The 20982-nt window shown below is 63.3% G+C and carries 26 protein-coding genes; 17 read left to right on the top strand and 9 right to left on the bottom strand.

Annotated elements, in window-relative coordinates:
- Nucleotides 1-77 precede the first annotated feature (77 nt).
- From otnI to JAB4_RS10480, 5 genes are all read left to right on the top strand, one after another.
- Entirely contained in the window at nt 78-878 is an 801-nt protein-coding gene (gene otnI, locus JAB4_RS10500) for a 2-oxo-tetronate isomerase (RefSeq protein WP_070224948.1), read from the top strand.
- 88 nt (nt 879-966) lie between these two features.
- On the top strand, nt 967-1785 hold the full coding sequence (locus JAB4_RS10495; protein ID WP_083287292.1) for a hypothetical protein: 819 nt from the start codon (nt 967-969) through the stop codon (nt 1783-1785).
- Nucleotides 1770-2243, top strand: coding sequence for a hypothetical protein (locus JAB4_RS10490; protein WP_083287293.1), 474 nt, complete (start codon nt 1770-1772; stop codon nt 2241-2243). The genes JAB4_RS10495 and JAB4_RS10490 overlap by 16 nt, the downstream gene beginning before the upstream one ends.
- Before the next feature lie 83 nt (nt 2244-2326).
- Complete coding sequence (locus JAB4_RS10485) at nt 2327-2743, top strand: VOC family protein (RefSeq protein ID WP_070224947.1); 417 nt, start codon at nt 2327-2329, stop codon at nt 2741-2743.
- A 108-nt stretch (nt 2744-2851) separates the two neighbouring features.
- A complete protein-coding gene (locus JAB4_RS10480; RefSeq protein ID WP_070224946.1) occupies nt 2852-3232 on the top strand; it encodes a TraR/DksA family transcriptional regulator in 381 nt (126 codons plus the stop codon).
- A 168-nt stretch (nt 3233-3400) separates the two neighbouring features.
- On the opposite strand, the gene phbB is transcribed toward JAB4_RS10480, so the two are convergent.
- The gene (gene phbB / locus JAB4_RS10475) at nt 3401-4147 is read right to left on the bottom strand and encodes an acetoacetyl-CoA reductase (RefSeq protein ID WP_070224945.1); all 747 of its coding nucleotides are present in this window, start codon (nt 4145-4147) and stop codon (nt 3401-3403) included.
- Between the two features lie 168 nt (nt 4148-4315).
- Here phbB and JAB4_RS10470 point away from each other — a divergent pair, with 168 nt between their 5' ends.
- Complete coding sequence (locus tag JAB4_RS10470; RefSeq protein ID WP_070224944.1) at nt 4316-5182, top strand: universal stress protein; 867 nt, start codon at nt 4316-4318, stop codon at nt 5180-5182.
- 21 nt (nt 5183-5203) lie between these two features.
- Here JAB4_RS10470 and JAB4_RS10465 read toward each other — a convergent pair whose 3' ends face one another.
- The 8 genes from JAB4_RS10465 to JAB4_RS10430 all read right to left on the bottom strand — a co-directional run bounded on the left by JAB4_RS10465 (nt 5204) and on the right by JAB4_RS10430 (nt 11245).
- Nucleotides 5204-5563: a hypothetical protein gene (locus JAB4_RS10465; protein ID WP_070224943.1), complete on the bottom strand. Its 360-nt coding sequence runs from the start codon at nt 5561-5563 to the stop codon at nt 5204-5206.
- 196 nt (nt 5564-5759) lie between these two features.
- Complete coding sequence (locus JAB4_RS10460; RefSeq protein WP_070224942.1) at nt 5760-6314, bottom strand: glycine zipper domain-containing protein; 555 nt, start codon at nt 6312-6314, stop codon at nt 5760-5762.
- Nucleotides 6315-6419: 105 nt separating this feature from the next.
- On the bottom strand, nt 6420-7163 hold the full coding sequence (locus tag JAB4_RS10455; RefSeq protein ID WP_070224941.1) for an amino acid ABC transporter ATP-binding protein: 744 nt from the start codon (nt 7161-7163) through the stop codon (nt 6420-6422).
- Nucleotides 7160-7852, bottom strand: a complete 693-nt coding sequence (locus JAB4_RS10450) for an amino acid ABC transporter permease (protein WP_070224940.1) — start codon at nt 7850-7852, stop codon at nt 7160-7162. The genes JAB4_RS10455 and JAB4_RS10450 overlap by 4 nt, the downstream gene beginning before the upstream one ends.
- Complete coding sequence (locus tag JAB4_RS10445) at nt 7852-8535, bottom strand: amino acid ABC transporter permease (RefSeq protein ID WP_070224939.1); 684 nt, start codon at nt 8533-8535, stop codon at nt 7852-7854. The genes JAB4_RS10450 and JAB4_RS10445 overlap by 1 nt, the downstream gene beginning before the upstream one ends.
- A 128-nt stretch (nt 8536-8663) precedes the next feature.
- A complete protein-coding gene (locus JAB4_RS10440) occupies nt 8664-9494 on the bottom strand; it encodes a transporter substrate-binding domain-containing protein (RefSeq protein ID WP_070224938.1) in 831 nt (276 codons plus the stop codon).
- Nucleotides 9495-9604: 110 nt separating this feature from the next.
- On the bottom strand, nt 9605-10477 hold the full coding sequence (locus tag JAB4_RS10435) for a M90 family metallopeptidase (protein ID WP_070224937.1): 873 nt from the start codon (nt 10475-10477) through the stop codon (nt 9605-9607).
- 267 nt (nt 10478-10744) lie between these two features.
- A complete protein-coding gene (locus tag JAB4_RS10430; protein WP_223278908.1) occupies nt 10745-11245 on the bottom strand; it encodes a winged helix-turn-helix domain-containing protein in 501 nt (166 codons plus the stop codon).
- A gap of 466 nt (nt 11246-11711) precedes the next feature.
- On the opposite strand from JAB4_RS10430, the gene JAB4_RS10425 reads away from it, so the two are divergent.
- The 11 genes from JAB4_RS10425 (at nt 11712) to JAB4_RS10375 (ending at nt 20941) form a co-directional block, all read left to right on the top strand.
- Complete coding sequence (locus JAB4_RS10425) at nt 11712-11948, top strand: hypothetical protein (protein ID WP_070224936.1); 237 nt, start codon at nt 11712-11714, stop codon at nt 11946-11948.
- Between the two features lie 397 nt (nt 11949-12345).
- Nucleotides 12346-13347, top strand: coding sequence for an ABC transporter substrate-binding protein (locus JAB4_RS10420; RefSeq protein WP_070224935.1), 1002 nt, complete (start codon nt 12346-12348; stop codon nt 13345-13347).
- A 30-nt stretch (nt 13348-13377) separates the two neighbouring features.
- Nucleotides 13378-14199, top strand: a complete 822-nt coding sequence (locus JAB4_RS10415) for an ABC transporter permease (protein WP_070224934.1) — start codon at nt 13378-13380, stop codon at nt 14197-14199.
- Between the two features lie 11 nt (nt 14200-14210).
- A complete protein-coding gene (locus tag JAB4_RS10410) occupies nt 14211-15002 on the top strand; it encodes an ABC transporter ATP-binding protein (protein WP_070224933.1) in 792 nt (263 codons plus the stop codon).
- Nucleotides 15003-15075: 73 nt separating this feature from the next.
- Complete coding sequence (locus JAB4_RS10405; RefSeq protein ID WP_070224932.1) at nt 15076-16974, top strand: ATP-binding protein; 1899 nt, start codon at nt 15076-15078, stop codon at nt 16972-16974.
- A gap of 3 nt (nt 16975-16977) precedes the next feature.
- The gene (locus tag JAB4_RS10400; protein ID WP_070224931.1) at nt 16978-18324 is read left to right on the top strand and encodes a sigma-54 dependent transcriptional regulator; all 1347 of its coding nucleotides are present in this window, start codon (nt 16978-16980) and stop codon (nt 18322-18324) included.
- A gap of 111 nt (nt 18325-18435) precedes the next feature.
- Nucleotides 18436-18921 (top strand): hypothetical protein, encoded by a 486-nt coding sequence (locus JAB4_RS10395; RefSeq protein ID WP_139143735.1) that lies wholly within the window; start codon nt 18436-18438, stop codon nt 18919-18921.
- A gap of 40 nt (nt 18922-18961) precedes the next feature.
- Nucleotides 18962-19462 carry a hypothetical protein gene (locus tag JAB4_RS10390; protein WP_139143736.1) on the top strand — a complete coding sequence of 167 codons (501 nt, stop codon included), beginning with the start codon at nt 18962-18964 and terminating at the stop codon, nt 19460-19462.
- Between the two features lie 127 nt (nt 19463-19589).
- Entirely contained in the window at nt 19590-19889 is a 300-nt protein-coding gene (locus tag JAB4_RS10385; protein ID WP_139143737.1) for a hypothetical protein, read from the top strand.
- Between the two features lie 63 nt (nt 19890-19952).
- Nucleotides 19953-20639, top strand: coding sequence for a hypothetical protein (locus tag JAB4_RS10380; RefSeq protein WP_139143738.1), 687 nt, complete (start codon nt 19953-19955; stop codon nt 20637-20639).
- Between the two features lie 53 nt (nt 20640-20692).
- A complete protein-coding gene (locus JAB4_RS10375) occupies nt 20693-20941 on the top strand; it encodes a hypothetical protein (protein WP_070224926.1) in 249 nt (82 codons plus the stop codon).
- Nucleotides 20942-20982 lie beyond the last annotated feature (41 nt).

The raw sequence follows: 20982 nt of genomic DNA, 5'->3' as shown, positions 1-20982 counted from the left end.
GAGCGGTTTTTTCATGCACGCCACTGATTGGCAATTTGGGCTAGGATAGTATCCATCTTCCTCACCTGCGTGCCGCCATGCCGAACTTCGCTGCCAACCTCAGCATGATGTTTACCGAACTGCCTTTCCTCGACCGCTTTGCCGCCGCCAGGGAAGCGGGCTTCGATGCCGTCGAGTTTCTGTTTCCCTATGCCGTCGAGGCGCGGCAGATCGCCATGCGGCTGGAACGCCACCATCTGCAGCTGGCCGTGTTCAACTTTCCGCCCGGCGACTGGGAACACGGCGAGCGGGGCATCGCCTGCGACCCGCGCCGGGGCGAGGAATTTCGCACAAATGTGCAGCTGGCACTCAACTATGCGCTGGCGCTGGGGGCGAAACAGCTGCACTGCATGTCCGGCATCGTGCCGCCCGGCATGAGCCTGGAGCGTGCGCGGCAAAGCCTGATCGGCAACCTGCAATTTGCGGCCGACGCCTGCCGTCCGCACGGCATCAACGTGCTGATCGAGCCGATCAACCGCTTTGACATGCCCGGTTACTTTCTGAACCATAGTCAGCAGGCAGCCGACGTCATCGCCGACTGCCAGCGCAGCAATATCTTCCTGCAGTACGACATTTATCACATGCAGCGCATGGAGGGCGAGCTGAGCAACACTATCCGCGCCCTGCTGCCCCTGATCCGCCACATCCAGATCGCCGACACGCCGGGCCGCCACGAGCCGGGCACGGGCGAGATCAATTACCGCCACCTGTTCAAGCTGCTCGACCAGGTCGGCTACGTGGGCTGGGTCGGCTGCGAATACCGTCCCGCCAGCGACACCGTGGCCGGATTGGGCTGGCGCGAACAATTGACCACCGCCACGGGCACAACAGGCGCCTGATCGCAGCGCGCTTGCGCCCGCACAAGGCGGGCAACGCAGGTCGGCACGACAATACCTTTCCATACAGTATTTCCTGTCGAGAGGTGACGTGTCCACCCTGCCCGCCCGCCATCGCCGCGCCCTTTGCCATAACCTGTACCTGAGCCTCTTCCTGGCCGTCGCGCTGTGCGGCTGCGCCAGTGCGCGCACCGACCTGGCGCAAGTGCGCGCCCTGGCCGCCGGCACCGATGCCTTGACGGCCTTCGGCGAACTGTCGCAGCGCCACGTGGACAGCTACCAGCGCGCCCGCCCCTATCTGTCGCCCGCCGAAGACGCGCGCGAACGCCTGCTCGATGCGCAGCGCCGCGCCGCGCAAGCGGACGTCGCGCGCCTGGCGCAGGCCGTGCGCCTGTATCTGCAGGCGCTGGGCCGGCTGGCGAATGCCGATGCGTACGACGTGCAGCCGGAACTGGCCGGCGCCGGCGCCGCCATCCGCGCCTGGCCCGGCAGCGGCATCGACGACCGTCATGTCAGCGCCTACACCCTGTTGCTGCAGCAACTGTCGCGCCTGGGCGGCGCGGCCAGCCAGCAGGCGCACCTGGCGCAAGTGCTGCACGACGGCGACGCGCCGCTGCAAGCCTTACTGGCAGCGCTCGACAGCTTGCTGGCGCTGTACGACAAAAGCGGCGACAACGAGCGCGACATGGTGCTCGGCCTGCTCGACGTGGAAATCGCGTTTGCCGACACGCCGCAGCAGCGCCTGCTGGCCGTGCTGGCGAAAACCATGCAGCAAAGTAAAACCGAAGAATACCGGCTGCTTGGCTTGCGCCACACGCTGGCGCGCCGGCAACTGGCGGCACTGGCGCGCGACCACGCACAGCTGGCCGCCGCCCTCACCACCACGGAGGCAAGATGGACGGATCGGTAGGCAGGAGCAGCGGCAGCGAACGCCGCGAAGCGGCTCTCAGCAGCGCCATGCGCGTCGAGCAACTGGCCGACAGCCTGTCGCAGGCGGCTGTCACCCTGCACGGCGCCGTCATGCGCGCCATCCGCAAGCGCGCCAGCCAGGGAGAAAACGGCATTAGCCACAGCCAGGCACAAGCCGTCTTCGCCCTGGAAGTAGCCTTGCGCCAGCAAGCCAACCAGCTGTATGCCGATGCTGCCGGCCATACGGTAATGGGCCTGGAAACGGCGCAGCGCCAGCTCAGCGGCCTGCTCGACACGGTGCGCCTGCGCATCGCCCGCAACGACGATGTGCGGCACTGGATCAGCCTGTCGACGAGTTTGTTACATCTGGGCAGTGCCGTCCTGGCCGGCAATCCCGAGCGCATCCTCAGCACGCTGGGCAAGGTGCGTGAGCGGCTGCAAGAGATGGCGCCGGACTGATTGAAATCGGCCGGCGAGCGCCTATACTGGGACGTCCCCGCCTGGCAATCGTGCCTGCGGGGCGATTGCCAGAGGAGACCAACATGCGTATCGAACCGTATTTGCAATTCAATGGAAACTGCGCGCAAGCGCTGGAATACTACCGGCAGCACCTGCATGGCACGGACCTGTGCCTGATGCCGTATCGCGGCACGCCGATGCAGGAGCAAGTCAAGGAAGACTGGTATGACAAGATCATGCACGGCTCCGTGCAGCTGGGTCCCACCATGCTGATGGGCTCTGACGGCGGCTGCGACGAGGGCGCCAAGGGCATGAGCGGCAGCTCGATCTGCCTGACCGTCGACACGCCGGAGGAGGCGGAACGGGCCTTCGCCGCGCTGGCGCGTGACGGCGCCATCCAGATGCCCATGGAAGAAACGTTTTGGGCCAAACGCTTCGGCATGCTGAAAGACCAGTTCGGCGTGGCCTGGATGGTCAACTGCCTGAAAGAGCCAGCATAGAACGGCCCGCGCCTGCCTGCGCCGCGTCAAACGCGGCGCGGGTAGTAGCGCAAGCAGAAGCGCCCATCCTGGACTACCATAGAGGAGAGACTCCTATCGGGGACAGCCATGAATGGATTGCCGCAAGACCAGCTACAGCGCCTGCAAGGCGTGCTGGAGCAACGCAAGCTGGCGTTGCTGGAACAGATAGAGAACGAAGCGGCCGAAGCGGACGCGCGCGCCTCGCTGCTCAATGAAATCGAAGCCTCGCCGGCCGACAACGCCAGCGTGCGCACCTTGAACGCCCTCGTCAGCGAAGCGGCCGAGCACAATCAGGCGCAACTGGCCATCATCAAGCACGCGCTGGCGAAGTTTGCCGACGGCAGCTACGGCCTGTGCGACAACTGCGGCGAAGCCATCGGCCTGTCGCGCCTGAACGCCCGCCCCGAAGCGCGCCTGTGCATCGATTGCCAGACCCGGCTGGAAAAGGCACGGCGCGCCATAACATGACCCTAGCTTAACGGCGGCACGACAACAAAGGGCAAGGCATCGCTGCCCTGCCCCCTGTTTTCCAGCGTAATTACCATGCTGCCTGCCGTCCTCCGCCAGCGTCTATGCGCCGGCTGGGTGGATGGGTCTCCTCTACTGCCATTGCCTCTATGCAAGCTGTACGCTTGCTTAACTCATGTGCTGTCCGCCATTGATGGCGATGTTGGCGCCCGTGACGAATGCCGCCTCGTCGGACGCCAGGTAAGCGACCAGGGCCGCCACCTCGTCCGGCTCGCCCAGGCGGCCCAGGGGGATTTGCGGCAAGATCTTCGTTTCCAGGATATCGGCCGGCACGGCCGTCACCATCTGCGTGCGCAGGTAGCCGGGCGACACGGTGTTGACGGTGATGCCGTGGCGCGCCACTTCCAGCGCCAGCGCCTTGCTGAAGCCATGCACACCGGCCTTGGCGGCCGCGTAGTTGCACTGGCCAAACGCGCCCTTCTGGCCATTGACGGACGAGATATTGATGATGCGTCCCCATTTCTTTTCCAGCATGGGTTCCAGCACCTGCTTGCTCATGTTGAACAGGCTGTCGAGATTGGTCCGCATCACCTCGGACCAGTGCGGCAACTCCATCTTGCGCATGCTCTGGTCGCGCGTGATGCCGGCGTTATTGACCAGCACATCGATGCGGCCGAACTGCGCCAGCACCTTGCCGACGGCTTCGCTGCAGGCAGCAAAGTCCGTCACGTCAAGGGCCAGCGGATGAAAATAATACTGCTGCGCCTGCTGCTCGTCGAGCCAGCTTTCCACCCGCGTGTTGCCCGGCGTATGCGCCGCCACGACGGCAAAGCCCGCCGCATGCAGGCGCCGGCACAAGGCCGTGCCCAGGCCGCCCATGCCGCCCGTGACCAGCGCTACCTTTTGTTCCTTCATGACTGTCTCTCCCCGCTTGTTATGGTTGTTCTGCGTGGCATCAAGTGTAGGAGCAGTTTTTATTGCCAGCCTTGCGCCAGATCAAGTGCCCAGCCTGATGCAGTCGTGCGCGGCCGGCACCCCGGACTGTGCCAGAATGGCCCCTACTGCACAGCGAGAGGACAGGCCATGACGTACAAAACCGTATTGCTCCACATCGACGACAGCGCCGGGCGCGCCGCCCGCATCGAAGCGGCGGCCAGCATCGCCCAGGCGTGCGGCGGCCACCTGACGGGCGTGGCGCTGACGGGCGTGTCGCGCCTGCTGTACCAGCACCAGCCCGACCTCGATGCCGACCCGAACCTGAGCTTGCATCTGAATTTCCTGCGCGACCGCGCCACGCGCGCCCTCGACGGTTTCGAACAGCAGGTGCGCGCGGCAGGCGTCGCCTCGTTCGAACAGCGCGTCGTCGACGACGAGGCGGCGGGCGGCATCAGCCTGCTGGCCCGCTATGCGGACCTGGTCGTCATCAGCCAATACAATGCCAAGGATAAATCGCCGTCCGTGATGCGCGACTTTCCCGCCTATGTGCTGCTGCATTCGGGCCGGCCCGTGCTGATCGTGCCGTATGCGCCGCCGCTGCCCCTGCTGGCACCGCCGGCAGCGGCGCGCAATGTGCTCATTTCCTGGAACGCCAGCAAGGAAGCAAGCCGCGCCGTGACCGCCGCCCTTCCCCTGCTGCAGCGCGCCGGGCAAGTCCACGTGGCCATCTTCGACGCCCAGGTGCATGCGGCCGAGCACGGCGAACAGCCGGGCGCGGAACTGGTGCACTACCTGGCGCGCCACGGCGTGGAAGCGCGGCTGCATTTGCTCGATGGGGGTGGCGTGCGGCGCGGCGATATCGGCGAGGCGCTGCTGTCGCAGGCCGCCGACCTGTCGGTCGACTTGCTGGTGATGGGAGCGTATGGCCATTCGCGCCTGCGCGAAACCATCCTCGGCGGCGTCACGCGCACGATTCTGCAGAGCATGACGATCCCCGTGCTGATGGCGCACTAGGCCTTTGCTAAAACGGTCGGGCTAGCCGCCCTGCCAGGGCTGGCTGCGGATCTTCGCCACCTGGCGCTGCGCCAGCCACTGCCACAGCTGCAGCGCGTCGTCCTGCGGCAGGGCCGACATGTGGCGCGGACTGGCCAGGGCAATTTCGCAATCGCGGTCCGACCATTCCTCGAAAGTGACTTCGCCTCCGCTAGCGACTTCGACCTGATACATCAAGCCATCGTCGTAGCCAAAGCGCAACAAGACGGCGGCCGGGCTGCCATCCGGCGTGACGGCGCCGCCGCGGTACACCTCGGCCAGCGCATCGGCCAGCTGTGCCGGTGAGGGCGCGCAGATGTCGCGCCCATCGGCCCGTGTCAGAATGAACCATGCCTGTGTCATGACGCGCCCTCCTATCCATACTCGTTAGCATGCGAGGCAAGTACTACGGGCAGTCACCTTGGTCCAGTGTCACTTCGGGCGCGCGGAAACTATCCCTGTCGGCATTGTTTACCAATAATTACTCATACTAACAAGGATCATACCTAAATTTCGTGCAGCGCGGAATTTATGCATATGGCACCACAGAGGCGTTGATTCACGCCACCAGCACGGGAATGCTGAGCGGATCGAAGTCATGCCAGTCGCCATTGGCGATCGTGCCTTCCGCTTCCTCGATATGCTCGGCGCCCAGCCGGTGCAGTGTCTCGAGCGCCCGTTCGCGCTCTTCGAGGCCGCCCAGCGCCACGGCGATCAGCATGCCCGGATGGCGCGGCTGGCGGTGGTTTTCGCCATGTTTCTCGGGCTCGCCCGCCTCCTTCATCTTGTTGAAACTGTAGAGTGAGCCCACATGGGCGCCCACCAGCGCGCCCACCACCGGCCCCAGCGGCCCCGTCGCCAGGGTGGTGGCCGCGCCGATGCCGGCACCGACGGCGGCCCCGACGGCCACGCCCTCGACCACGCCTTCCGGCGTCTCCTTGGCGCCCGGCGAGACGTCGCGGTCGCCGCCGAGCGCATGCAAATCATGCTGGCCCGGCTGGTTGACAAAGAAGGCGCTGATGCGGCTGTCAGGAAAGCCCGCCTGGTTCAGGGCGGCGCGCGCGGCGTCTATCTGCTCCTGCAACTGAAAATGACCTGCGATGATGCGTGACATGATACGGCCCTCCTGGTCGGCTGCGGGCGCCCCGTGCGCCACTCCGATAGCGTGCGCCGGACAACGCCAAGATACCGTTCGCTTGCGCACACAGCCCAGAAATCCTCAGGCCGGTGCCCCATATGGGCTGCGGATATCGGCCAGGAATTGCTGTGCGCGCACATGCTGCGGCCGCGCAAAGAACTCCTCGGGCGCGGCCCGTTCCAGCACTTGCCCGTGGTCCATGAACCAGACGCGGTCCGCCACTTCGCGCGCGAAACCCATCTCGTGCGTCACGCACACCATCGTCATGCCGCCGTGCGCCAGGTCGCGCATCACGTGCAGCACCTCGCCCACCATTTCCGGGTCCAGCGCGCTGGTCGGCTCGTCGAACAGCATCAGCGGCGGCTGCATGGCCAGCGCGCGGGCAATCGCCACCCTCTGCTGCTGCCCGCCCGACAAGGCCGCCGGCATGGCGCGCGCCTTGTGTGCCAGCCCCACGCGCTCCAGCAGGGCCAGCGCGCGCTCCTCGGCTTCGCGCCGGGCGAGGCCGCGCAAGCGCTGCGGCGCCAGCGCGCAATTGTCCAGCACGGATAAATGGGGAAACAGGTTGAATTGCTGGAACACAAAACCGATACGCGAGCGGAAGGCATTCACGTCCAGCCCCGGCGCGTGGATATCCTGGCCCGCCACCGCGATGCGCCCTGAGGCGATGGGCTCCAGGCGGTTGATGGTGCGGATCAGGGTCGACTTGCCGGAGCCGGACGGCCCGCACACGACCAGCACCTCGCCCTTGGCCACGTGTTCATTGATCTCGCGCAAGGCGTGATAGTCGCCATAGTATTTGTTGACGTTGTCAAAGTTAATCATGCTGCCGCTTTCAGGAGACGCGCCTGGCGCCGCTCGAGCCAGAAGGCGGCGCGCGACAGGCTGAAACACAAGACAAAATACGTCATGCCCAGCAGGAAATACACTTGCACGGGCTTGGTCAGCACGAGGCCGTTCACTTGCGACGCGATGAACGACACCTCGGCCAGGCCGATGATGTACCCGAGCGAGGTTTCCTTGATGGTCGAGACGAACTGGTTGACCAGCGAGGGCAGCATGTGGCGCAGCGCCTGCGGCAGCACCACCGAGCGCATGCTGTCCAGATAATTCAGGCCCAGCGAGCGGGCCGCCTCCACCTGCCCGCGCGGCACGGCTTGCACGCCGGCGCGCACGATTTCCGCCAGATAAATGCCGTCGAAGATGACGAGGGCGGCCAGCATGGTGCCGAATTGCCCGCTTTCATGCCCCGTGATGCTGGGCAGGAAGAAATACGCCCAGAAAATCACCAGCAGCAAGGGGATGCCCCGCACCACGTGGATCAGTACGGCGACGGGCCAGCGCAACAGCCGCCAGGGACTCAGGCGCGCCAGCCCCAGCAGCAGGCCGAAGGGCAGGCTCAGCACCAGCGCCAGGCTGGCCAGCACGACCGTCAGCGCCAGGCCGCCCAGCGGCCCCTCGGGATAGCGTCCCACGAGGAAATACAGCCAGTAATCATGGAGGAGTTCCAGCATCAGGACACCTTCTTTTGCAGCAAGGCCGCCAGGCCGGCGATCAGCAGCGAGACGGCCAGGTAGGCCGCGCTGGCGAAGACGAAGGCATCGACGCTGCGGAACGAGGCCGCTTCCACGCGCTGCGTCTGGTACATCAGCTCGGCCACGCCGATGACGGTGGCGATGCTGGTGTTTTGCCACAGGGTCAGGGTTTGCGACAGCAGCGGCGGCGCGGCCAGCCGCAGCGCCTGCGGCACGATGCACAGGCGCATGGTGGCAAGAAAACTGAAGCCCAGCGCCCGGCCCGCCTCGAATTGCTGGGCGGGAATGGCGCGGATGCCGCTGCGGATGTCTTCCGCCATGTAGGCGGCCGTATATAAAGTCAGGGCCGTGACGGCGCTGGCGGCTTCGATATTGCCGGCATACAAACGCTCCTTCCACGCATCGGGCAGCAATTCGGGCGCGCCGAAATACCAGAACAGGAAGTGGGCCAGCAAGGGCACGTTGCGGATCAGCTCGACATACGCGGCGCCCAGGCCATTGAGCAGGCGCGACGGGGCCAGCCGCAGCATGGCCACGCCGCAGGCCAGCGGCAAAGACAAGAGCAAGGTGATGCCCATCAGTTGCAAGGACAGCAGCAAGCCGGAAACGAGCCAGTCGCGATAGTCGCCGGACAGCAAAAAGGTCAGATCAAATTGGAACATGATGGTGAAATATCATTGATGCCTAAGAAAACCGTAGCGAGCGGCAGTGATTTGTGGCTGAGAAGCGCAACCGTGCTGGAGCACGGTGAGCATCGCAGGCCGCAAAGCGCGCCGCGCAGTAGGTTTGCTTAGGCGTCAATCTTGTCCGATTCGATCTTGAAGGTCCGTTTTTGAAACTTGACGTTGCTCGTCGGGCCATACCATTTGAAGAACAGTTTTTCCGCCTCGCCCGATTTTTCCAGTCCGCGCAGCACCTGGTCGACGGCTGTTTTCACGCCCGTCTCGCCCTTGCGGATGCCGAAGGCAAACACTTCCTGGCTGATGTTTTGCGGCAGCACAATATAGTCTTTTTGCGCGGCGCCCAGCTTGGCGTAATTGTTCAGCAGGGAGACTTCATCGTCGACATAGCCAACGCCCTTACCTTGCTGCAAGCCCAGATAAGCCTGGCCCGCCGTCTCGAACGTCACCACGTCCACGCCGGGCACGGCCTTGCGGATATTCGGTTCCTGCGTGCCGCCCTTGACGGTCAGCACTTTCTTGCCGGCCAAGCCAGCGACCGTCGTAATATGGCTGCTTTTTTTCACCAGCACGCGCTGGCCCGTGTAAAACGTGGACAGCGAAAAATCGACGAGCGCTTCGCGTTCCTTGTTGTGCGTCAAGGACGCCGTCAGGATATCGATGCGGCCCTGCTGCAGTTCGGGAATGCGGGCGGCCACGGCCAGCTGCTTGATCACGGGCTTGACGCCCAGGCCCTGGGCGATGGCGCGGCACAGGTCCACTTCATAGCCGACCAGCTGGCGCGACTTGGCGTCGATGAAACTGTTCGGCTCGTCCGTGCCCAGGGTACCGCAGACCAGTTCGCCCTTCGCCTTGATGGCGGCCAGCTGGTCCGCTTGCGCCACTTGCGTGAAAGCGATGGAAGTGAAAAGAAGCGCTGCGAAATGAAGGCGGGTCTGCATGGGATTCCTCTGGTGGATAACGAATGCCGCCATTAGACCGCAACGTTATTATTTCCAAAAAGGAATCTTTTCAGCCTTGCTTATGAGTAAATCATGTAAGGCGCTGCCGCCTACCAGTGGGGCGCGTAATTGGGAAACGGCGAGGCCATGTGTTCGGCTTCCACGGGCGGCGCCATCCAGTCGCGCGGATCGACCTTGTAGTACTGCAAGAATTGCGCGTACAGTTCTTCGTGGTGCTCGGCCATCTGGTATGGCTTTTCAAAGAAGGTTTCCGTCGCCACGGCAAAGAATTCGGCGGGATTCGTGGCGCCGTAGTGGTCCATCACGCTGTGCTGCTGATAGATGGCATCGTGGCGCAGGTTGTCGAAGTCGCGCGACAACACGGTGGCCCAGCTGCGGTAGCTCGACACGCTGGGCAGGTAGGGCGCGCCATTCGCGGCGCCCGATTCGCTGTCGAGCTGGTGGGCGAATTCATGCAGCACGACGTTGTGGCCATCGGTCCAGTCGGCCGCACCGCGCTGCACGTGGTCCCAGGCCAGCACCACGCGGCCATCGCCCCAGGATTCGCCCAATAAACCATTGGCCGATGGCGTGACGACGCCGCCCGGCCCCACTTCATCGCGCGTAACGATGAATTCCGTGGGATACACGAGGATCGTGTCGAGTTCCGGATACACCTGGGTCTGGCGATTGAGCAGCAGCAAGCACGCCTGGCCGGCAATCGTGTAGCGCATCTCGTCCGTGATCTCCAGGCCGCCGCAACCGACGAATTTCTTCTGGTACAGGAATTGCACGACCAGACGGCGCAACTGCTGCTGCAGCGGGGCCGGCATGCGCGGATACACGGGGATATTCTTTTCCAACACGGCCAGGCCTTCCGGCGGCAAGGGCCTGGACAGGGCACGCTTCAAGCGCCAGCGGGGGAACCATAATGAAAAGACGATGGCGGCCGTGACGAGGGCGATCCACAGCAACGGGTTCATGCGGCGGCCCGTTTCAGGCAGCGCAATGGCGGGGACGATAACAGGGCGGCGTAGGCAGACAAGGACAAGCTCCTTCAAGTGAACCCGCGCGTTGCGGGCAGCAGTCCAGCCCACATGGGGTTGATTAATATCTTTTCAATCCGCCCAGCTCAAAGGGCTTGCCCCAACGCCAAAAGCCGGGTTGTCACCCGGCTTTCGACATGTGTCTGATCATACGAACCACAAACCACGCCTGCCGGCCGTCAAGCGGCCTGCCAGGCGCAAGGTTTATTCAGCCGATTTTTGCTGTGGCGCGCCAAACAGGGCGGCGACCAGCGGATCGCGCGTCACGGGACCGCGGTTGACGCGGATGGCGTAATGCGTGTCATCGGCCAGGATGTGGAAGTGGCGGCCGCTGCCGGCCATGCTTTGCTCGCGCAAGCCGGGACGGTCCTTGCGCGGTGGCGCGCCTTCGCGTTTCGGCTGGACGATGGCGGCCAGGAAGGCGCGCACGCGCTCGGGATCCGGCGTCAGCTGGTACACTGCCTTGCCCAGGTAGGTGGCGGTGCCTTCGATGTAGCGGGCCAGTTCGATCACGCCCGCTTCACGCAGGTCGCGGATGTATTTGCGGGCGCCCGATGGCGAAAACTTGAGGAACCAGGCGATTTCGTCAGCCAGCATCTCGTGCAGCGACAATTCGCCGATCAGTTTTTGCATGTTTTCGATGCGGCGCAGGGTGGCCGACGTCGAGCGCACGCGCTCGATCGGTGCCATGGAAATAGGATTCATGCGTTCCGGGGGGATAGGTGCTGCGCGTTCGACCATTTGCGAGCCTTTTTCGGGGCTACGAAGTTCCTGGTGCGCTGCCTTTAATTCGCTCTTCACGTGAGACTGAGTCATTGCATGCATTTGAATACTCCTTTTAAACGATTGCCGGTAGCCCGGATTGTTAAGTTCTTGGCAATTTTTATACCAGAACACCACGAATCCTGAGCGTCTGGGCACAGAATGCCATCCTGCTCCGCACTGGTCTGTGCGTTAACGAACATTAGAAGCAAGAAAGTGAAAAATATTGCCTTGCTGAATTATTTCTCTTGAGGCATCTATAAAAGACATTTAAACCGCTGTGCCTCGATGCGCGCACAAAGTGAAATAGCGAACAGAAGCGTCGGCATTCTTGCAATAAATTCAAGCTTCGCGCGCGGCACCCGCCGTCCGCATCGCGCCAATCTTGATACTTTGCAAAGGAACCATCATGAACATGCCTACTCTGCTGGCCGCCGCCGCCCTGATCACCTTGTCCGCCTGCAAAAAACCGGCCGAAGCACCGCTGCCTGAAACGGCGCCCAACCCTGCTTCCGCCCCACAAGTGATGCCCCCTCCCGTCACGCCAGCCGCGCCGGAAACGGGCCCGGGCAGCACGACGCCGCCTGCCCCGCTGACCGATCCGGCCACCGCGCCGGCCCTGCCGCCCGCCACGGCGCCGAAATAAGGCCCGCCAAAGGCGACCGATCAGGCGCACCTGCGGCGCCGCCCCTACTCCACGGGGGAGTTACGCGTTGCCAGCCTGTTTGCAACGCGTTTTTTTACGATTGGAGTCGGCCGCGCCCTGAAGGTTCACCGGCATGCGGCACCGCAAGCCGGCACCGGACCAGCCAATCAAAATGCGGCAATCCGCACAGTCTTTCCCTTCGCCGTGCGGAAAGACGGAATCTCGTCATTTCCCATTTTCAATAGATTCAAATTAAACCTTTATAAACAATCACTTGCAATAAACGCCAAAATGCGCTCCACTGGCACGGAAGATGCTTTTATATTTTCATAACCGCCACCAGAGCGGCAGCCTTACCCAATATAAAAACCATCTACCTTTTTTTGGAGACAACAGCATGGCACGCACCTTCCGCATCTCGTCCTTCCTCAACACCAAGGCACTGGCCGTGGCCGTCGCACTGGCCGCGCAATTCCCGCTGGCCGTCCATGCGGCCGACCTGGTCCGTCTGGGCAACCTGAAATTCGCCCATTACGGCGCCGTCGCCTACATGAAGGAAATCGCGCCGAAGTACGACCTGAAAATTGAAGAACGCATCTTCGCCAAGGGCCTCGACATCGTGCCGGCCATGATCGCCGGCGAAATCGACGTGTCCGCCAGCGCGCTGGAAGCGGCCATCACGGGCCGCGCCACGGGCTTGCCCGTGTACCTGGTGGGCGGCTTCGCCAAAGGCGGCGTGCAGATCGTCGGGCGTCCCGACCTGAACATCAAGGATATTGCTGGCCTGAAAGGCAAGAAAGTCGGCGTCACGCGCGGCGGCCCGCAGGAAATCCTGCTGTTTGCCGAATTGACCAAGGCCAAGCTGACCTGGTCCGACAAGCCGGGCAAGGACGTGCAGATCCTGTACATGGGCTACCCTGACCTGAACCAGGCGCTGCTGACCAAGGATATCGACGTCATGAGCCAGTCCGAACCGTACTCGACGCAGGCGATCCACAAGAAATACGGCGCGGCCATCATCAAACCGTATGACACGCCGCTGGGCGAGCCCGTGCGCGCCCTCGTGATGACGGAAAAGATGTACAAGGAAAAGCCGGCCGTGGCCCAGCGCTTCATGGATTGCTTCGTCGCCGCCACGCGGGCGTTTTTGGCCGACCCGAAACTGGCGGAAAAATACGTGCGCGAATCGATGTTCAAGAACCAGATCACGACCGAGGATTACCGCGATGCCATCGACAACGCCATCTTCACGGAAGACATCACGCAAAGCCACGTGCAGCTGACCACCGACTACATGGTGAAATTCGGCGTGGGCCGCATGGCCAAGGCGCCTGCCGCCAAGGATTGGGTCAAGCTGGACCTGCTGGAAAAAGCCAAGAAGTCCTATGTCCCACGCTAACCACGACCTCGCTAATCTGAAAGTATTACGATGAATATGCAAATGATGAAACGCTTCGCGCACGGCGCCGCCGTGCCCGCTGCTGCATTGCTTCTTTGGCAAGCCATGTCGACCTTCGGCTGGATCAACCCGCAAATCCTGCCCTCGCCCGTGGCCGTGCTGGTGAAGTGGTATGAATACCTGATGCCGATGCAAGCGTACACGCCCGAAGCGGGCAACTACCTGGTGTGGATGTTCTCCGGCGAATTGCCGCACGACGCCTGGGCCAGCCTGTCGCGCGTGCTGGGCGGCTTCGCCATCGGCGCCGGCCTGGCCTTGCCGCTGGGATTGCTGATGGGCACCAACAAGACCATCTATAAACTGTTCGACCCGCTGGTGCAGGTGCTGCGCCCGATTCCGCCGATCGCCTACATTCCGCTGGCGATCCTGTGGTTCGGCCTGGGCAACCCGCCCGCCTTCTTCCTGATCAGCATCGGTTCCTTCTTCCCCGTGCTGATGAATACCATCGCCGGCGTGCGCCAGGTCGACGGCATTTATATTCGCGCCGCGCGCAACCTGGGCGCCAGCCAGATGACCATGTTCCGCCGCGTCATCTTGCCGGCAGCCACGCCGTATATCCTGGCCGGCGCGCGCATCGGCATGGGCACGGCCTTCATCGTCGTGATCGTGGCCGAAATGATCGCCGTCAATAGCGGCCTCGGTTTCCGCATCCTCGAAGCGCGCGAGTATTTCTGGTCTGACAAGATTATCGCCGGCATGTTTACCATCGGCCTGTTCGGCCTGGCCATCGATATGGCCATGAATGCCCTGAATAATCATTTGCTGCAGTGGCACCGCGGCCTGGAACACTGAGAGGAACGGCCATGACCACGATCAATATCAATGCAGTCAATAAAATCTTCACCACGGGCGGCGCCGACGTCATCGCCCTGAAGGACATCAACCTGGAAATCGCCAGCGGCGAGTTCATCTGCCTGCTGGGGCCGTCCGGCTGCGGCAAGTCGACCTTGCTCAACGCCATCGCCGGTTTTTCGCAGCCGACGTCGGGCCAGATCCTGGCCGGCGGCAAGCTGATCACCGAGCCCGGTCCCGACCGCGGCATGGTGTTCCAGGAATACGCGCTGTTCCCATGGATGACGATTGAAAGCAATATCGCTTTCGGCCTGGAAATCGCCGGCAAGACGCAGGCCGAGATCAAGGAACGGGTCGACATGTTGCTGAGTATGCTGGGCTTGACGGAATTCCGCGCCCGCTACCCGAAAGACTTGTCCGGCGGCATGCGCCAGCGCGTGGCGATTGCCCGCGTGCTGGCCCTCGATTCGCCGATCATGCTGATGGATGAACCGTTCGGCGCGCTCGATGCCTTGACGCGGCGCAACCTGCAAGACGAATTGCTGAAAATCTGGAAAGTCTTCGGCACCACCATCGTGTTTGTGACGCACTCGATCGAGGAATCGATCTACCTGGCCGACCGCACCATCGTCATGACCTACCGTCCCGGCACCATCAAGCGCGACGTGGCCATCGACCTGCCCCGCCCGCGCGACCCGAGCGACCCCGAGTTCAACCGCCTGAAACGCATGCTGGGCGAGATGGTGATGGAAGAGCAACAAAGGCATCATAATGCGGAGACGATGGCAAGTACGGCAGACTAAGTAATGGGGTCAGACCCGGCGGGTCTGACCCCAGATTGCCCACGCACGGGCATAAACATACACACGGAGCACCATGGCATTCGGCAAATGGACCCTGAGACCCGCGCTCGGCCCCCTGCTGGCCGTAGGCTCGCTGGTCGTGCTGACGTGGGTGTCGTATGCCTGGGTCAAGCAGCGCCAGCTCGATGAATTGCACCGCACGCTAGATTCGCGCGCGGAACTGTATGCGGCGTCCATCGGCGGCGCCCTGAACAAATACGAATTCCTGCCCCTGGCCGTGGCCCAGAGCGATGCCGTGGCGCAATTGCTGGAGCAGCCCAGCGCCGACAAAGTCACGCAGATCAACGCCTACCTGGTCGACATGAATCGCCGCGCGGGCGCCTTTGCCGTCTACGTGCTCGACGACAAGGGCACGACCCTGGCATCGAGCAACTGGCAAGACCGCAGCTCCTACGTGGGCGTCAATTACGGCTTCCGCCCGTATTTCAAGAACGCCATTGCGGGCGGCATCGGCCGCTTCTACGGCATCGGCTTTTCCACCTTCGAAGCCGGCTACTTCATTTCGCAGCCCGTGCAGCGCAACGGACGCATCCTCGGCATCGTCGCCGCCAAGGTCAACCTGGACTGGATCGAGCAATCGTGGCGCACGCCGGGCGCGGGCGAACAGATCTGGGTCAAGGATGCGAATGGCGTGATCATCCTGGCCACCACCCCCGCCTTCAAGTTCAAGACCCTGGCGCCTTTGTCGCCGGCCGCCAAGAAAGACATCAGCGAACAGCGCCAGTTCCTGCAAGAAAATCTGCCCATCCTGCCGCACAAGGTGCAGCGCCAGTTCGCCGATGGCGCCAGCGTGATGACGCTGGAACGCCCGCAGACGAGTGACTCCCCCGCCCTGTCCGGCAGTGCCGACAAGGCGGACTATCTGGCCGTGAACCGCGTGCTGGGCCCGCTGCAATGGCAAATTACCGTGCTGGCCGAGCTCGACCAGGTGAATGAGGCGGCGCGCAACGCGGCCATCGCCGCCGCGCTGGGCTGGGCCTTGCTGCTGCTGGCCCTGATGTATGCGCGCCAGCGCCGGCGCCGCATCGCCGACAAGCTCAATGCGCAGCAGACGCTGGCCCGTGCCTATGAACAGCTGGAAATCAAGGTCGAGCAGCGCACGGCCGACCTCGTGCACGCGAACGGCCGCCTGCAGGCGGAAGTGGCCGAGCGCGAGCGGGCCGAGCAGACCTTGCGCTACGCCCAGGCGGAACTGGTGCAAAGCGGCAAGCTGGCAGCCATCGGCCAGATGGCGGCCGGCGTCACGCACGAGCTGAACCAGCCGCTGGCCGCCCTGCAGACGTTTTCCGACAATGCCAAGGTCTTTTTGGCACGCGGCCAGATCGACGACGCGCTCGACAACCTGTCGACCATTTCCGACCTCGTCAAGCGCCTCGGCTACGTGACTTCGCAGCTGAAAGGCTTTGCGCGGCGCAGCGACGATGCCCGCAAGCCCGTCAGCGTGCGCCAGGCGTTTGCGCAAACCATGCTGCAAATCCGCACGCGCAAGGGCTCGCAGCGCCTGACCCTGCATGAAAGCTGGCTTGAGGACGACATCATCGTGCTGTGCAACGCCATCGGCCTGGAGCAAGTGTTCACCAACCTGATCACGAACGCCATGGATGCCGTGCCGGAAGGCGAGCCCGTGCAAATCTGGTTTCAGGTGCGGCGCGAAGGCAGCCTCGCCGTGCTGCATATCACCGATAATGGCCCCGGCATCCCGCTGGCCTCGCTCGACAAGATCTTCGACCCCTTCTATACCACCAAGGAACACGGGCTGGGCTTGGGATTGTCGATCAGCGCTGGCATACTGCGCGCGGCCGGCAGCGCCCTGGCCGTGCGCAACCGCAGCGCGCAGGAAGGGGGCGGCGCGCAATTTACCATCACCCTGAGCTGCGCCCCGGGGGAGAATAAGATAGAGACGAAGGAATAGGGAATGCACGAGAATAATTTTGAAGGCATGCAAGTGCTGCTGGTGGAAGACGACGCCGTCGTGCGCAAGGGCGCCCGGCAATCGCTGGAACTGGCGGGACTGCAAGTGACGGCCGTCGCCACGGCCGAGGAAGCGCTGCCTTACCTGGTGCCCGAATTTGCCGGCATTTTATTGAGCGATATCAAGCTGCCCGGCATGGATGGCTTGAAACTGCTCGATATCGCCGTGGCACAGGATGCCAGCCTGCCCGTCATCCTCGTCACGGGCCATGGCGACGTGTCGATGGCCGTGGGTGCCATGCGCCGTGGCGCCTACGATTTCATCGAAAAACCGTTTTCCGCCGACTTGCTGGTGGAAGTGTGCCGCCGCGCCCTGGATAAACGCCACCTGGTGCTGGAAAACATGAACTTGCGCCGCCAGCTCGAGCAGCGCGTCGGCATCGAGGCGCGCATCGTGGGCCGCAGCGCTGCCATGGCCAAGGTGCGCCAGCTGGTGCTGAACCTGGCGCCGAAATCGGCCGACATCATCATCCTCGGCGAAACGGGCACCGGCAAGGAACTGATCGCCCGCTGCCTGCACGACTTCAGCGAGCGGCGCGACCACCCCTTCGTGGCGATCAACTGCGGCGCCCTGCCCGAATCGATCTTCGAATCGGAACTGTTCGGCCACGAGGAAGGCGCGTTTACGGGGGCGCAGCGCCAGCGCATCGGCAAGATCGAGTATGCGAACGGCGGCACCCTGTTCCTCGATGAAATAGAAAGCATGCCGCTGGCCCTGCAAGTGAAACTGCTGCGCGTGCTGCAGGAGCGGCAAGTCGAGCGTCTCGGTTCCAACAAACTCATTTCCGTCAATTTCCGTGTCATCGCCGCCGCCAAGGAAGACTTGAATGTGCTGGCCGAGCAGGGAAAATTCCGGCCCGACCTGTATTACCGGCTGAACGTGGCCAGCCTCACGCTGCCCGCGCTGCGCAACCGGCGCGAGGATATCCCGCTGCTGTTCGAGTTTTTCGTGCTGCAGGCGGCCCTGCGCTATGGCCAGCCGGCCGCGCTCGTCAGCGGCGAACTGATCGCATCCCTGATGGCGCAGCGCTGGGCCGGCAATGTGCGCGAACTGCACAACGTGGCCGACCGCTTCGTGCTGGGCCTGCTCGACGACACCCTGAGTCCCGCCGGCTGCCGCGAAGCGTCGCTGGCGGAACAGGTCGACACCTTCGAGATTTCCATCATCGAGGAAGCCTTGCGCCGCCACAATGGCAACGTCATCGATGCGGCCGCCGCGCTGAATATCCCGAAGAAAACCCTGTACGACAAGCTCAAGCGATTTGATATCTCGACGGAGCAGTTCCGCTAAGGCCTGCGCCACGGCCAGCCATCCCCCCACATCGGGTGGCGGCGGATTCCTACTTACGGGCCAGCCCGCGCGTGGCAAAATCGGTACTCCACTTCATCCGAAGGAGTTCCCATGAAACCATCCGCATTCATGCTCGCGGCCATGCTGCTGGGCAGCGCAGCCGTCCTGGCACAGGCGCAATCGACCGGCAATAGCAATACCACGTCGAATAACACGGGCAATACCGACACGGCGACACAGCAAAATCCGCAAGTGAACCAGAATGACAAGGCCAAGCCGCGCAAGCACGACAAGAAGCAGGCGAAGAAATCGGGAAAATCGCGCAACCATGACACGACGGGGCAATCGACCAGCGGCACGAATTCGGGTGGCGGCGCCCCTGACAGCGCCGGCCAGTCCGCAGCTAATGCCACGCGCAGCGGCACGCAAGACATGAATGGCAATACGGGTGGCACGGTTCCCCCGGGCACGACAGGTACCACAGGCAATACGGGCACGCCGGGCAACGCTGGCACCACCGGCAATACTGGCAATACTGGCAATACTGGCAATACTGACAACACCGGCGTGGTGCCGCCGCGCCCGCCGGGCCGCTAAGCGCGGGCAGCCCGCCCCGGCCATGACGGCGCTGCAAGCCATGCTGCTTCTGCACGGGCTGCTGGGCGGAGCTGACGTGCTGCTCAACCACGAGTTGCTCGTGCGCTTGCCGTCGCGTCCCGGCGCGGCGGCCGAGCAGCGCCTGCACAGCTTGCGCGAAGCCATCTTCGGCCTGCTGTTTCCCTCGCTGGGCCTGTTTGCCTGGCAGGGCTGGCTGGCCTGGTGGCCGGCATTGCTGCTGTTGGCGGAAATCGGCGTTTCGCTGCGCGACACGGTCGTGGAAGGCCGCACGCGCCGCCTGCCCCTGCCCGAGCAGATCCTGCACGTTTTGCTGTTCATCAACCTGGGCGTGATCGCCACCCTGCTGCTGCAGGCGCTGCCCGACTGGCTTGCCCTGCCATCGGGCGTGCATGCGCTGCCTGCGGACGGCCCCGGCAGCTGGCTGGCGGCCATGGGCGCCATATCGCTGACATGGAGCATGCGCGATGCCCTGAGCGCCCGGCGCCTGCGCCTGCGCGCGAGCGGCGCAAGAGCGGCTTGAACATTGGCAATACGCCCACACAAGGATGAGGCGTAATCCTACTTGCGCGCACGGGTCCGCGTGTGACAATGCATTCTCGACAGCGGTATCCACCGCCCTCTCACTCTCTTGCACAGGAAGACGCACCATGAAAACCGCCGCTCTCTTGCTGGCCGCCACCCTGATGACCATCGGCGGCGCCTGGGTGCAAGCCCAGTCGACGACGAACGTCAACCAGACGGGCAACCACACCAACAATGCCAACGATCCGGGCCAGCAATCGGACCAATCCGACAAGCTCGACAACAAAGGCAAGCTGATCCACGACGGCAAGCCTGCCAAAACGCGCACCGACAAGCGCACGCGGCGCGGCAAGCCGACGGCGCCGCCAGCGCCGCCAACGTCCACACCCGCTGTGCCCAGCATCCCCATCGCCCCTGCGAAATAGGGTCAGCGCTGCGCCACATTGCTCCAAGGCACGCTATCATCACGCCTTTACAAGATAGCCGGGATGACAATGAAAGCAGCATGGCAAGTGTTGGTGGCGGCAGCCGTATTGGCGGCCGCAGGCGTACAGGCGGCGCCCACGGTGGGCGAGTGCATGGAACTGACGACGGGTGTCAAGTTCAGCAAGAACAATGGCGACGCGCAAGTCAACGTCGAGGAAGTCTTCGAAGGCAGGAAACTCAAGGGCATCCAGCTGATCCTCGACGGCGGCGTCTTGCTGGCCACGTCCTACCAGGACATCCGCGACGGCCAGGTCTTCCTGACGGGCACGGTCCATTACAACGAAGACGGCACCGTGCGCAGCAAGAACGTCTACGCGCCACAGTCCGCCATCCCCGCCAAAATGCGCCCGGGCCAGGAAGTGCGCGTGCAATTCACGGACACGCAAACGAGCACCCACTACCCGCTGGCGGGCCTGTCCGACAAGATCACCACCTCCACGCGCACCGATCAACGCGATTTCTCGATCACCTTCCTGGGCTGGGAACGCCTGGAACTGGGCGGGCGCCGCTTCCCCGACGCCTGCAAGTTCAAACTGCACGACGTGGGCGGCAAAAGCAAAGGCAAAAGCGGCGAATACGTGTGGTATGCGCAGGGTTTCGGCGTGATCATGACGGACAAGATTGACCAGGCTGGCGACGTGCAGCCCGCGTACCGCATCGCATTGACGAAAATTATCAGCGCACCATAAATGCCTTGACAATATTGCGCTAGAATCGGTGACACACTTCTTACTAGGAAATCATGTCGCCGATCGAACGCAAATGGTGGTTCATGCTGCCCGTCATGACGGTCGCCGCCGTCGCCACCCTGTTTCTGCTCGACAGTGCCAACGTACCAAACACGAACCTGTTCGCGCGCAGCCTGATTTTCGGCCTGTGCTTCGCATCGCTGCACCGCGGCCTGTCGTTCTGCATCTGGATGGGCCTGTTGTGGGGCGCGCCGGGGCTGGCGGACAGCAAGCTGACCGAGGGCAAGCCGGCCAGCCGCTAGCGCCTGCACCTACGGCATCGCTGCCTTCTTTCCCGCAAAGT

It is taken from the genome of Janthinobacterium sp. HH102, assembly GCF_001758625.2.
Taxonomy (GTDB): domain Bacteria; phylum Pseudomonadota; class Gammaproteobacteria; order Burkholderiales; family Burkholderiaceae_D; genus Janthinobacterium.
This window is presented reverse-complemented; position numbering and strand designations above follow the sequence as displayed.